Origin of the sequence: Buchnera aphidicola (Melaphis rhois), from assembly GCF_005080745.1 — a bacterium.
Lineage (GTDB): Bacteria > Pseudomonadota > Gammaproteobacteria > Enterobacterales > Enterobacteriaceae > Buchnera_B > Buchnera_B aphidicola_AT.
Genome location: NZ_CP033004.1, coordinates 506994 through 520774 on the forward strand (window position 1 = coordinate 506994; position 13781 = coordinate 520774).

Genomic DNA, 13781 nt, shown 5'->3' on the forward strand with positions numbered 1-13781 from the left:
TTTTTTTTTATTTTAATAAATATATGAACATATTCTAATATTAAAATTAAATAGGTTAATTATAATGTTTACAAAAATTCTAGATGGAAAGAAAATTTCTAATGAAATAAAAGTCGCAATAAAAAAGAAAGTACATAAACGTTTGACATTAGGAAAACGACCTCCAGGACTAGCTGTAATACTAATAGGAAATAATCCAGCATCAGAAATTTATATAAAAAAAAAGCAAATATCTTGTAACATGGTAGGATTTGTTTCAAAATGTTGGAGATTCTCCAAAAACGTTCAAGAAAATAAAATAATAAATCTAATTAATATACTAAATAATAATCCCACAATTGATGGAATATTAGTTCAGCTTCCTATTCCGAAACACATAAATACTAATAACATATTTAAAAGTATTACGCCGAACAAAGATGTAGATGGATTTCATCCATATAATATCGGTTGTTTATGCCAAAAAACTCCTAGATTACGGCCTTGTACTCCATGGGGAATTATTACTATGTTACAATATTATAATATTAATATACGAGGATTACATGCTGTTATCATAGGAGCATCTAATATAGTTGGTAGACCTATGAACTTAGAATTATTATTATCCGGTTGTACTACTACAGTAATTCACAGATTTACTAAAAATATTCCATATTTTGTTAAACAAGCAGACTTAATAGTAATTGCAATAGGACATAAAAACTTTTTAAAAGGAGAATGGATAAAACCAGGAGCTATAGTAATTGATGTAGGAATTAATAGATTAAAAAATGGAGAAATAGTAGGAGATGTAGAATTTAAATCAGTTATTTCACATGTGTCATATATAACTCCTGTTCCAGGTGGAGTAGGACCTATGACTGTAGCAGTATTACTACAAAATACTTTAAAAGCTTGTATAGAATATAATTAAAAAAATAATTAACATCCATTTTAAAAAATAAAAAACATAATTAATAATATTTTAACAAAATTATTTTTTTTTTCTCCAAAAAGTAGCATACTTTTTATCTTCCAAAATAATTCCCATATTTAGTAAAACTCTTCGTATTTCGTCTGCTTTAACCCAACATTTTTTCCTACGTGCATAATCCCTCTTTTGTATTAAATCATTAATATTATTAATTTCATGATAACTAAATGTAGCAATTTCTTGTAAAAAATTTTCTGGATCTCGCAATAATATACCTAATATACTACCTAATTCTCTCAATAAATTAGCCAAGATTACAACGTTACCATTATCATGTTGCGATCTTAAAATATTTATTCTATGAGATATATTTAATAATATAGATAAAGCACTAGGAGTGTTAAAATCATTCTCTAATGCGTTATGAAAATGTATTTTAAAAACACTATTTTCCGTACTAGTTGAGCTAAACATGTTAAAATCAATGTTTCGTAAAGAAAGATATATTTTTTTTAGCAACATATCAGATTTTTTTAAATTTTCTTCACAAAAATATAATGGATGACGATAATGAGTAGATAACAAAAAAAACCGAATACTTTCCGAATCGTAACGAGTTAAAAGATCTTTCAATAACAAAGCGTTTCCTAAAGATTTAGACATTTTTTTATTTTTAATAATAACTAATTCAGTATGCATCCAATGATTTACAACAAAATTTTTATTGATACAATTAGATTGTGCTAATTCATTTTCATGATGAGGAAACAATAAATCTCTTCCTCCACCATGGATGTCAATTCTATCTTTTAGAATAGAAGTACTCATAGATGAGCACTCAATATGCCATCCGGGACGTCCTTTACCCCAAGGAGAATCCCAAAAACAAACTTCATCTTTTTTTGATAATTTCCATAAAACAAAATCTAAAGAATTATGTTTATTAAAACTTTTAGGTATTCGAACACCTACTTTTAATTTTTTTATTAATTGGTTAGATAACATCCCATAATTCGGATAACTATCAATCGAAAACATAACGTCACCATTACTCGATATATATGCATGTTTATTTTCTAATAATTTTAAAATATCATTAATAATAATGTCTATATTTTCTGTAGCTCTAGGCTCACTATCTGGGAAAATTATGTTTAAAGCAGAAAAATCCTTATTCATTTGTGAAATCATTCGATTAGATAGATCCAAAACATGTTCATTATTTTGAATAGATCTATAAATAATTTTATCATCAATATCTGTAATATTTCGTACATATTGCAATGTATAACCACAATAACGCAAATAACGAGACACTATATCAAAAAAAACAAAAGTACGGCCATGTCCAATATGACAAAAATCATATACAGTTGTACCGCAAACATACATTGTAACTATTTTATTTAAACTTATTTTTAATATTTCATATTTTTGTGTAAAAGAATTAAAAATATTTAACATAATAATTATCTTCTAAAAATATTGATTGTATAAATATAATTCATACTTTATTATTAAAACGTCGTAAATACTTTTTATTAAATAACAAAAAAATACATTTTATAGATTAATATAAAAAAATAAAGATCTCTTAAAAACATCTGTTGTTCTTAATAAAAAATTATTAATACAAAATAAATAACTATTTTAATGTCAAAATATACATTTCTAATATTATCTATTTATAAAAAATTTAAAAAACACTTAAATCAAATTAACCCAAATAAGTACATTATATAGAAGCATCTATTTATTTAAATTTTTAATAAGAAATATACACTAACGTTAATATTATGATTGTACAAAAATAACTAATAATTAATATAATTAAAAATATGAAATATCAATATAAAAATTTAATTTCTAATTACAATATACTTTAAAAGATAAACATATAAAATTTAACTATAAACTTTAAATATAGGCACGGAAATGAAAAATAAACTTGAAAAAATGTTAAAATTTCCTTGTTTATTTACTTATAAAATTATTGGACTAGCACAACCTGAACTTATTGACCAAATAATAAAAGTAATCCAATGCAAACTACCTGGTGATTACATTCCACAAATTAAATCCAGTAATAAAGGTAATTATCTATCTATTTCTATTACCATTTGCGCTAATAATTTTGAACAAATAGAAAGTTTATATCATGAATTAAGTGATATTCATCTAGTTAGAATGGTACTATAACATACAAGTAAAATATAACTAACCTTCTAAAAATTTGAAAAGAATAATCAAAAATACTGAATTATACACTTATTTTAAAATGTTTAAAATATGTAATGCAGCATAAGCTGCATTACAAAATTTAAAATATTTGTAATTAATCTAATAAATATTATAAACTAATGACATTAGCCGCTGATGGTCCTTTTGCTCCTTCGGTAATTTCGAATTCAACACTTTGACCTTCTGACAAAGTTTTAAATCCGTTGCTTTGGATAGCTGAGAAATGAACAAAAACATCTTTGCTTCCATCTTCAGGAGTAATGAAACCAAACCCTTTAGATTCATTAAACCACTTAACATTACCTTTAATCTTAGACATCTATGTTACCTTCACATGAAAAATATACACTAAACTCAAATAACAAGCTAGTACAACGATTATTGATTATTTTTTTAACTTCAATAAATATAATTAATAACAAATATAAATATTTAATAAAAGTTAATAAAATTTTTTATTACTATAAAAAACATTACTAATTTTTTAAAATGTAAATTTATAATGATAAATAACATAATAAATTTAATTTTAGTATTACATATATAAAAAAAAATCCGAATTATTTCGGATTTTTTTCAACCTGGCAATTTCCTACTCTTACACGGGGAAACCCCGTACTACCATCGGCGTTGAAATGTTTCACTTCTGAGTTCGACATGGTTTCAGGTGGTACCATAACACTATTTTTACCAGGTTGTTTAAACATTTTAATATATTTATATTTAAATAATCACAATCGGATTGCAAGAAATACGTACACTAAAAATTATTTAAACATCTCTGGTGTTGTAAGATTAAGCCTCTCGGGTCATTAGTACTGGTTAGCTAAACATATCACTATGCTTACACATCCAGCCTATCAACGTCGTAGTCTTCAACGTCCCTTCAGTAAACATTAACATGTTTCAGGGAAGACTAATCTTGGAGCAAGCTTCGTGCTTATATGCTTTCAGCACTTATCTTTTCCGCATTTAGCTACCGGGCAATGCCATTGGCATGACAACCCGAACACCAGCGATGCGTCCACCTCGGTCCTCTCGTACTAGAAGTAGCCCTCCTCAATCTTCCTACGCCCACGGCAGATAGGGACCGAACTGTCTCACGACGTTCTAAACCCAGCTCGCGTACCACTTTAAATGGCGAACAGCCATACCCTTGGGACCTGCTTCAGCCCCAGGATGTGATGAGCCGACATCGAGGTGCCAAACACCGCCGTCGATATGAACTCTTGGGCGGTATAAGCCTGTTATCCCCGGAGTACCTTTTATTTGTTGAGCGATGGCCTTTCCATACAGAAACCACCGGATCACTAAGACCTGCTTTCGCATCTGCTCGCGTTATCACGCTCGCAGTCAAACTGGCTTATGCCTTTGCACTAACCTTACGATGTCCAACCGTAATTAGCCAATCTTTGTACTCCTCCGTTACTCTTTGGGAGGAGACCGCCCCAGTCAAACTACCCACCAGACACTGTCTCTGTACCGGATTACGGAACTAGATTAGAAAATTAACCATTAAAGGGTGGTATTTCAAGGTCGACTCCACTTAAACTAGCGAATAAGATTCATAGTCTCCCACCTATCCTACACATCAAAGATCAATGTTCAGTGTCAAGTTATAGTAAAGGTTCACGGGGTCTTTCCGTCTTGCCGCGGGTACACTGCATCTTCACAGCAATTTCAATTTCACTGAGTCTCGGGTGGAGACAGCCTGGCCATCATTACACCATTCGTGCAGGTCGGAACTTACCCGACAAGGAATTTCGCTACCTTAGGACCGTTATAGTTACGGCCGCCGTTTACCGGGGCTTCAGTCCAGAGCTTTAGGTTTCCCTTTACTCTTTCAATTAACCTTCCGGCACCGGGCAGGTGTCACACCGTATACTTCCACTTTCGTGTTTGCACAGTGCTGTGTTTTTAATAAACAGTTGCAGCCAGCCATTATCTTAGACTGATTTCAGCTAATAAGAGTAAATCTTACTTACTTAATATCAGTGTGCCTTCTCCCGAAGTTACGGCACTATTTTGCCTAGTTCCTTCACCCGAGTTCTCTCAAGCGCCTTAGTATTCTCTACTTAACCACCTGTGTCGGTTTTGGGTACGATTTAGTATTATCTATAGCTTAGAGGCTTTTCTTGGAAGTTTGGTATTAGTTACTTTACTATTTATTAAATAGCTCGTCATCACGCCTTAGATTAAAGAAAACCGGATTTTCCTGATTTTCAATCCTACACGCTTAAGCCAGGATAACCGTCACCTGGTTAACTTAACCTTCTTCGTCCCCCCTTCGCAATAATACTAAGCACAGGAATATTAACCTGTAATCCATCGATTACGCCTTTCGGCCTCACCTTAGGGGTCGGCTTACCCTGCCCCGATTACCGTTGGACAGGAAACCTTGGTATTTCGGCGAATAGGTTTTTCACCTATTTTATCGTTACTCATGTCAGCATTCGCACTTCTGATACCTCCAACGTACTTTACAATACATCTTCATCGGCTTACAGAACGCTCCCCTACCCAATAAAAATATAACTTTATTGCCGCAGCTTCGGTGCATAATTTTAGCCCCGTTACATCTTCCGCGCAGGCTGACTCGACCAGTGAGCTATTACGCTTTCTTTAAATGATGGCTGCTTCTAAGCCAACATCCTGGCTGTTTATGCCTTCCCACATCGTTTACCACTTAATTATGACTTTGGGACCTTAGCTGGCGGTCTGGGTTGTTTCCCTTTCCACAACGAACGTTAGCACCCGCTGTGTGTCTCCCGTGATAACATTCTACGGTATTCGGAGTTTGCATCGGATTGGTAAGCCAGGATGGCCCCCTAACCGAAACAGTGCTCTACCCCCGAAGATGAATTCACGAGGCGCTACCTAAATAGCTTTCGGGGAGAACCAGCTATCTCCCGGTTTGATTGGCCTTTCACCCCTAACCATAGGTCATCCGCTGATTTTTCAACATCAGTCGGTTCGGTCCTCCAGTTAGTTTTACCTAACCTTCGACCTGCCCGTGGCTAGATCACCGGGTTTCGGGTCTGTATCCTGAAACTAAAATCGCCTTTTTAAGACTCGGTTTCCCTACGGCTCCCCTATTTTAGATTCGGTTAACCTTGCTACAGAATACAAGTCGCTGACCCATTATACAAAAGGTACGCAGTCACCTTTTAAAAACAGGCTCCTACTGCTTGTACGTATACGGTTTCAGGTTCTATTTCACTCCCCTAACCGGGGTTCTTTTCGCCTTTCCCTCACGGTACTAGTTCACTATCGGTCAGTCAGGAGTATTTAGCCTTAGAGGATGGTCCCCCCACATTCAGACAGGATTTCTCGTGTCCCGCCCTACTTTTCGAACTTATAATATTAATAATTTTCGTGTACAGGACTATCACCTTATACTGTATATTTTTCCAAATAATTCCACTAAAAACTAATATATAATTGTGTTCTAGGCTGGTCCCCTTTCGCTCGCCACTACTTAGGGAATCTCGTTTGATTTCTTTTCCTCGAGGTACTTAGATGTTTCAGTTCCCTCGGTTTGCTTTGTTAATCTATGAATTTAATTAACAATGACACTAATATTAATAGTGTCGGGTTTCCCCATTCGGATATTATCGGCTATAACGTGTCATATCAACTTACCGATACTTTTCGCAGATTAGCACGTCCTTCTTCGCCTCTGACTGCCAAGGCATCCACCATATACGCTTTTATGCTTAACCTTACAACCCACAGATGTCTATTTTATAATTTTAGTATAAACTTTTCTTGCTTCCGAATTTTTAAAGAGCTAAACTTACAATTCTAATTTAAAATATTTATAAGTATTAAATAAAACAAAAATAAGAATAACACATTAATATAATATAGTATACAAATAATTTTAATATTTTATACTTGTCCCCTAGGGGATTTGAACCCCTGTTACCGCCGTGAAAGGGCGATGTCCTAAGCCTCTAGACGAAGGGGACAAAATTATTTAGAATATTACAAGTTATTTAAAATAATTGTTTCAAATTATTGAAATACTTTAAACTATATTACTTTATCTATGTTACATAACGAAATAAAAGAGTCAAGTACTTTTTTTAAATTTTTAATTATAATAAATAACAATTATTAAAATATAAAAATTTAAACTATTATTGTCGCAATTTAAAAATAACTGGTTCAATGTTTGGTAAAACGTTATGCCATAAATAAAATGAATATGCAGCTTGACTAACTAACATACCTATTCCATCAGAAAGCATACGCACACCATAATTTGCGAACCACAACAAAAATGGAGTATATATATTACTATCAGAATAATTAATATCATAAAGATAAGTATCTTTATCTATTAAATGAGAAATAGACCTCCAAAAGCTATTTTCTTCTATATTTGAAGTAGTATTTATTATTAGATCAAACGAACTATTTCTAAATTTATCAATCGAAAAAATAGAAATATATCCAAACTTTTTAAAATCGTTGACTAAATTAATGGCACGATCCATAGTTCTATTTGTAATAAAAATATTACAATCGTAAGATAATAAAGAAAAAATAATTCCACGAGAAGCACCTCCAGCACCGATTATCAAAATAGTATCAGTTCTTTTTATAAATTTTAAACGTTTTAAATCATATAAAATGCCTCTTCCATCAGTGTTATCGCCTAAAATTTTTCCGTTTCCTAACTTTTTTAAAGTATTTACAGATCTTGAAGCTTTAGCATAATCGGTTAAAACATCTGAAATTAAGAAAGCTTCTTCTTTAAATGGGATGGTAACATTAGCTCCCATTCCTTTATGTAAAAAAAAGTTAGTAACAACTTTTCGAAATTTGTTTAATGGCACTAACATATAATCGTAATTATGTACTATGTTAGTTTGCTTAGAAAATAACCAATGAATATATGGCGATTTAGTATGATTAATAGGATTTCCAAAAACTGAAAATTCATTCGAATGTATTTTACGCACGACGTATTAATTCTCCACTAATAATGTTAATGATCTTAGATGGATATTTGTTATTACCTAATTTTCCATATAAAATCGGAAAATTTTTACCAAACTGTTTTATAATATCTGCATACGTTGTACATGGCGTCAAACCAGAATAATTAGCACTAGTAGATATTATTGCGTTACCAAATGCATTACATAATTTCTTAATAGATAAATGCGAACTAACACGAACAGCTAAAAAACTAGAATCTCCAGTTAACCAAAACGGTACTGAAGGTTTTGCAGGTAACAAAAAAGTAATAGGTCCAGGCCAATTTTTTGACATAATATTTTTATGACTACATGACAATCTGTGTTCGTTTACATATCTTTTCACCTGTCCGTAATGAGATGCTACTAATATTAACCCTTTATTCCATTTTCTTTGTTTTAATTTAAGCAATTTCATTACTGCTAACTTATTATTAGGGTTACATCCAAGTCCAAATACTGATTCTGTTGGATAAGCGATAATATCGTTATTTTTTAATTTATTCACACACTCAGACAATAATACATCTTTTATCATTACTTTATATTCCAAAACTAAAAAATGTTTATTAATGTTTTATAATTAAAAATAAATGATTTTAAAAACATTATCTATTATATTAATATTTTTATTTTTACATCTTTTAGATACGACAAATAAAACAAAATACTATCTATCTTTTACTTCTAATCAAAAAAAAACTGTTTATAATAGAATATAATTCTTAATTATAATATAATAATTTTAAAAATATGGCTGTTCTTACAATCTTAAAATATCCAGATGACCGTCTCAGAACTACTGCACAACCAATTAAAAAAGTGAATACAACCATTCAAAAAATTATCGATAATATGTTTGAAACCATGAATTTTGAAAACGGTATAGGACTAGCTGCTACTCAAGTAAATATTCCTTTTCAAATTATAGTTATTAATCACATACCAGAATTTGAAAAACCATTTGTATTAATTAATCCTAAAATTATTAAAAAGAGTGGAAATATGAGTATAGAAGAAGGGTGTTTATCTATTCCAAACTACCAAGCACTAATACCTCGATCGTCTGATATTATTGTAACTGCTCTAAATTATTTTGGAAAAAGAGTTAAAATAAAAGCAACTTCACTTCTAGCAATCTGCATTCAACATGAAATAGATCATTTAATAGGAAAATTACTTATAGATTATCCATCTAATCTTAATAAAAACTATAATACGCACACTAAATATATAAAATAACCAAGATACAATCTTAAATAATATTGATATAGGAAATATAAAAACTTTGAAAATTATTTTTTCAGGAACTCCTGAATTTTCAGCACAACACTTGATGCAATTAATTTTTACTAAATATAAAATTGTTGGAGTACTAACTCAACCAGACCGTCCTTCTGGACGAGGACAATTAATTATTGAATCTCCTGTAAAAAAAATAGCTAAAAAATACAATATTCCCATTTTACAACCTCAATCTTTGAGTGATATACAAATACACACCGAACTATACAAATTACACGCTGATTTGATGATAGTAGTAGCATACGGTTTAATTATTCCAGAAAAAATACTCAACATGTTCTCTATGGGTTGTATAAATATACATGCTTCTTTACTTCCTAGATGGAGAGGTTCTTCACCAATTCAATCAGCAATTTTGAACGGCGACTTAATTACTGGAATAACTATTATAAAAATGGACAATGGAGTTGACACTGGTAAAATATTATATTCTTCATCTTGTAATATAAAAAAAATCGATACAAGCAAAAGTTTACAAGAAAAATTAGCTGTAATAGGTCGCCGAGCAATGCTATCAGTATTACATCAATTTACCTTAAAAATACAAAATAGTGTCACTCAAAGCAAACTAACGACATACTCTAAAAAAATAAAAAAACAACATGCTCAATTAAATTGGGCCAAAGATGCATTTATTTTAGAAAAATATATACGAGCTTTTAATCCATGGCCAATAAGTTTTTTTATAGTAAACAATGAATACATTAAAGTATGGAAAGCTACCGTTATAGTACAATACAATGTCAGTAAATATCAAGAAGGAGAAATAATTTTAATTAATAAAAGTGGATTACAAGTACAAACTAAAAGAAATATACTTAACATTACTAAAGTCCAACTACCTGGAAAGAAGATAATGAACGCATATAACTTAAATAATACTAACACCAGTTGGTGTATTCCTAATGTACAATTAAATAAGCTATAAATACATTAAAATTAAATATTAATAATTTAAATTCACTAAAAGAATACTAATAACTTTCTCAATAATAAACGTTTTAAACATACTTCATACATTAGATTTCAAATTTTAGTCTAAAATACAAGTACATACAATAGAAAATAAAACATTTTTTATAAAAAATTTAATTCACAACGTAATATTAATATCTAATCGTAATAGAATTACTGTTAAAATATATAAAAATTAACTTATTGCATTAAATTATAGAATACATAAATAAAAAAATTGTTAGATACGATTTATAATATACGATAATTCTAAAATAACACTATTTTTAAAAATATAGTTAATATATCATAATACCACTAATATATTAAAACACATTATTTAAATATTATTCATATACTAATAAAATTGTAATTTTAATTTCTTAATAAAAACAGAACGGCATTATAATGCCGTTTGTTATTAAAAAAACAAAAATATTTATTTTAAAATAAATTAGATATTGTACAAAATACATTTTATTTTGTTTAAATATTTTGTTTTTTAGATTGATTTCGATTTTTATTTTTTAATCTATCTATTAATTGAATATATGCCATAGGTGCTTGATCACCACAACGATAACCACATTTTAATATTCGCGTATAACCGCCTGGCCGATTAAAAAAATGCGGACCTAAATCATTAAACAACTTAGAAACCATGCTAATATTTCTAATTTTAGAAAAAACTAAACGTCTATTAGAAACTGAATCAATTTTAGATCTAGTTATTAGCGGATCTATTACACGACGTAATTCCTTTGCTTTAGATACTGTAGTTTTTATTAATTCATAACTTAATAATGAACATACCATATTATTTAACATAGATCTTAAATGAGCACTATTTCTATTAAATTTTCGACCAATTTTTTTATGTCTCATTAAAATATAACCTTTTACATATAAATCTTTAAAACATAATTATAGTTAATCATCTAAAACATGTATGGGAGGCCAATTATCTAAACGCATACCTAAAGATAAATTTCTTATAGCTAATACATCTTTTATTTCAGTTAAAGATTTTTTGCCTAAATTAGGAGTTTTAAGTAATTCTACTTCAGTTTTTTGAACCAAATCTCCAATATAGTGTATTGCTTCTGCTTTTAAACAATTAGCAGACCTAACGGTTAGTTCTAGATCATCAACTGAGCGAAGTAAAATAGGTTCAAACTCTGGTTTTTCTTCTTTAGTTTCCGGTTCACGAACATCTCTTAAGTCTACAAATGCTTCTAATTGATCAGATAGAATTGTAGCAGCTTGACGAATAGCTTCTTCAGGATCAATAGTTCCATTAGTTTCCATTTCAATTATTAATTTATCTAAGTCAGTTCGTTGTGCAACTCGAGCTGCTTCTACATTATATATAATTCGTTTTATAGGACTATAACACGAATCTACTAATAACTTTCCTATAGAATGTTCTCTATCTATTACATTCATTCTAGAAGAAGCAGTTACATAACCTCTACCTCTTTCTATTTTAATTCTCATAACTATTGATACATCATCATACGTTAAATTACAAATTATATGTTCAGGATTGACAATTTCTACATCACTATTATGAACAATATCAGATGCTGTTACTACACCTATTCCAGATTTGCTTAAAGTAAGAACTATCTGATCTTTTCCATATAATCTTATTGCTAACCCTTTTAAATTTAACAAAATTTCAATAATGTCTTCCTTTACTCCTTCCTTAGTACTATATTCATGAAGTACTCCTTCAATTTCTACCTCAGTTACTGCACAACCAGGCATAGAAGATAACAAAATTCTACGTAAAGCATTTCCAAGAGTATGTCCAAAACCACGTTCTAATGGTTCAAGAGTAATCTTGGCATGTGTAATACTCATATGTTCAATATTTACTAATCTAGGTTTTAGAAATTCATTTACAGAACTCTGCATTGATTCTCCTTTTCAATCTGCTTCTTATTTAGAATACAATTCAATAATTAAATGCTCATTAATTTCTGCAGATAAATCGGAACGTTCAGGAACTTTCTTAAATACACCCTCCATTTTAGATGCATTTACTTCTATCCACGATAATGTTTCTCGTTGTTCTGATAATTCTAAAGCCGCTTTTATACGAGCTTGCTTTCGTGATTTAGTATGAATACTAATAACGTCACCAGAAGATACCTGATATGATGGAATGTTTACTGTATGTCTATTTACTAAAATTGACTTATGACTAACTAACTGACGCGCTTCAGAACGTGTAGCGCCAAACCCCATCCTATAAATTACATTGTCTAAACGAGTTTCTAATAACGTTAATAAATATTCTCCAGTATTTCCTCTCAATCTAACAGCACGTTTATAATAATTTCTAAATTGTGATTCCAAAATACCATATAAACGACGAACTTTTTGTTTTTCTCGTAATTGAATACCATAATCTGATAAACGTAATTTTTTAGAACCATGTTGACCCGGAAGTTGTTCTAATTTACATTTAGAATCAATTGATCGCATGCCAGATTTTAAAAATAAATCTGTTCCTTCTCTACGAGATAACTTTAATTTTGGTCCTAAATACTTGGCCATTTTACTTCCTAATTTAAAATTTGACTATACCCTACGTTTTTTAGGTGAACGACAACCATTATGAGGAATAGGAGTAACATCAGTAATATTAGTAATACGAAAACCAATAGAATTTAAAGCTCTAATTGTTGACTCTCTTCCCGGTCCAGGACCTTTAACCATAACTTCCAAATTTTTAATACCATAATCCTTTACCATTTCTGAACAACGCTCAGCAGCTACTTGAGCTGCAAAAGGAGTCGATTTTCTAGATCCTCTAAAACCAGATCCCCCTGCAGTAGCCCAACCTAAAATATTTCCTTGCCTATCGCTAATAGATACGATAGTGTTGTTAAAAGAAGCATGAATATGTGCTATACCATCTAACACTTGCTTTTTAACACGTTTTTTAATACGAGTTGGTTCTTTTACCATAATATAAACCCTATTGATTATCTTTTCATTAATTTACGAGAACCTTTCCTAGTACGAGCATTAGTTTTAGTTCTCTGACCACGAACTGGAAGATTTTTACGATGTCTCAACCCTCGATAACAACCCAAATCTACTAAACGTTTTATATTTAAGTTAATTTCTCGACGCAAATCACCTTCAACAATAAATTTAGAAATCTCATCTCTTAACAATTCTATTTGATCTTCAGTTAAGCATTTAATTTTAATGTTTTCCGCTATGCCTATTGAGAGACAAATTAATTTAGATCGTTTTTTGCCTATACCATATATACTCATTAATGCAATAATAATATGTTTATTATCAGGAATATTGATGCCTGCAATACGTGCCACTATAAACCCCTATAAAATTTATTA

At 30.3% G+C, this 13781-nt stretch carries 13 protein-coding genes, 1 tRNA gene and 2 rRNA genes; 4 read left to right on the forward strand and 12 right to left on the reverse strand.

The features are described 5' to 3' along the window. Positions 1-64 precede the first annotated feature (64 nt). The gene (folD, locus tag D9V73_RS02265; protein ID WP_158336660.1) at positions 65-916 is read left to right on the forward strand and encodes a bifunctional methylenetetrahydrofolate dehydrogenase/methenyltetrahydrofolate cyclohydrolase FolD; all 852 of its coding nucleotides are present in this window, start codon (positions 65-67) and stop codon (positions 914-916) included. A 60-nt stretch (positions 917-976) separates the two neighbouring features. Here folD and cysS read toward each other — a convergent pair whose 3' ends face one another. Continuing rightward, positions 977-2380: a cysteine--tRNA ligase gene (gene cysS / locus D9V73_RS02270; RefSeq protein WP_158336661.1), complete on the reverse strand. Its 1404-nt coding sequence runs from the start codon at positions 2378-2380 to the stop codon at positions 977-979. Between the two features lie 471 nt (positions 2381-2851). Here cysS and ybeD point away from each other — a divergent pair, with 471 nt between their 5' ends. Next, positions 2852-3115 (forward strand): DUF493 family protein YbeD, encoded by a 264-nt coding sequence (gene ybeD, locus D9V73_RS02275; protein WP_158336662.1) that lies wholly within the window; start codon positions 2852-2854, stop codon positions 3113-3115. A gap of 151 nt (positions 3116-3266) precedes the next feature. On the opposite strand, the gene cspE is transcribed toward ybeD, so the two are convergent. The 6 genes from cspE to D9V73_RS02305 all read right to left on the reverse strand — a co-directional run bounded on the left by cspE (position 3267) and on the right by D9V73_RS02305 (position 8683). Further along, positions 3267-3476 carry a transcription antiterminator/RNA stability regulator CspE gene (gene cspE / locus D9V73_RS02280; protein ID WP_011091543.1) on the reverse strand — a complete coding sequence of 70 codons (210 nt, stop codon included), beginning with the start codon at positions 3474-3476 and terminating at the stop codon, positions 3267-3269. 260 nt (positions 3477-3736) lie between these two features. Beyond that, positions 3737-3852: ribosomal RNA gene (gene rrf, locus D9V73_RS02285) — 5S ribosomal RNA — on the reverse strand. Positions 3853-3948: 96 nt separating this feature from the next. Next, positions 3949-6879: ribosomal RNA gene (locus D9V73_RS02290) — 23S ribosomal RNA — on the reverse strand. A 176-nt stretch (positions 6880-7055) separates the two neighbouring features. Continuing rightward, a tRNA-Glu gene (locus D9V73_RS02295) sits at positions 7056-7128 on the reverse strand. 171 nt (positions 7129-7299) lie between these two features. Further along, on the reverse strand, positions 7300-8127 hold the full coding sequence (gene aroE / locus D9V73_RS02300) for a shikimate dehydrogenase (RefSeq protein ID WP_158336663.1): 828 nt from the start codon (positions 8125-8127) through the stop codon (positions 7300-7302). Next, a complete protein-coding gene (locus D9V73_RS02305; RefSeq protein ID WP_158336664.1) occupies positions 8120-8683 on the reverse strand; it encodes a Sua5/YciO/YrdC/YwlC family protein in 564 nt (187 codons plus the stop codon). The genes aroE and D9V73_RS02305 overlap by 8 nt, the downstream gene beginning before the upstream one ends. 215 nt (positions 8684-8898) lie before the next feature. Between D9V73_RS02305 and def the strand changes: the two genes are divergently transcribed. Then, the gene (def, locus tag D9V73_RS02310; RefSeq protein WP_158336665.1) at positions 8899-9387 is read left to right on the forward strand and encodes a peptide deformylase; all 489 of its coding nucleotides are present in this window, start codon (positions 8899-8901) and stop codon (positions 9385-9387) included. A 37-nt stretch (positions 9388-9424) separates the two neighbouring features. Continuing rightward, positions 9425-10378, forward strand: coding sequence for a methionyl-tRNA formyltransferase (fmt, locus tag D9V73_RS02315; RefSeq protein WP_158336666.1), 954 nt, complete (start codon positions 9425-9427; stop codon positions 10376-10378). Between the two features lie 512 nt (positions 10379-10890). Here fmt and rplQ read toward each other — a convergent pair. From rplQ to rpsM, 5 genes are read right to left on the reverse strand one after another with little or no spacing between them, the layout of a single operon-like run. Then, complete coding sequence (gene rplQ, locus D9V73_RS02320) at positions 10891-11289, reverse strand: 50S ribosomal protein L17 (protein WP_158336667.1); 399 nt, start codon at positions 11287-11289, stop codon at positions 10891-10893. Positions 11290-11334: 45 nt separating this feature from the next. Continuing rightward, entirely contained in the window at positions 11335-12324 is a 990-nt protein-coding gene (locus D9V73_RS02325; RefSeq protein WP_158336668.1) for a DNA-directed RNA polymerase subunit alpha, read from the reverse strand. Between the two features lie 24 nt (positions 12325-12348). Next, complete coding sequence (gene rpsD / locus D9V73_RS02330; RefSeq protein WP_158336669.1) at positions 12349-12969, reverse strand: 30S ribosomal protein S4; 621 nt, start codon at positions 12967-12969, stop codon at positions 12349-12351. Positions 12970-12993: 24 nt separating this feature from the next. Next, complete coding sequence (gene rpsK, locus D9V73_RS02335; RefSeq protein ID WP_158336670.1) at positions 12994-13383, reverse strand: 30S ribosomal protein S11; 390 nt, start codon at positions 13381-13383, stop codon at positions 12994-12996. Between the two features lie 17 nt (positions 13384-13400). Then, positions 13401-13757, reverse strand: a complete 357-nt coding sequence (gene rpsM / locus D9V73_RS02340) for a 30S ribosomal protein S13 (RefSeq protein ID WP_158336671.1) — start codon at positions 13755-13757, stop codon at positions 13401-13403. Between the last annotated feature and the right edge of the window lie 24 nt (positions 13758-13781).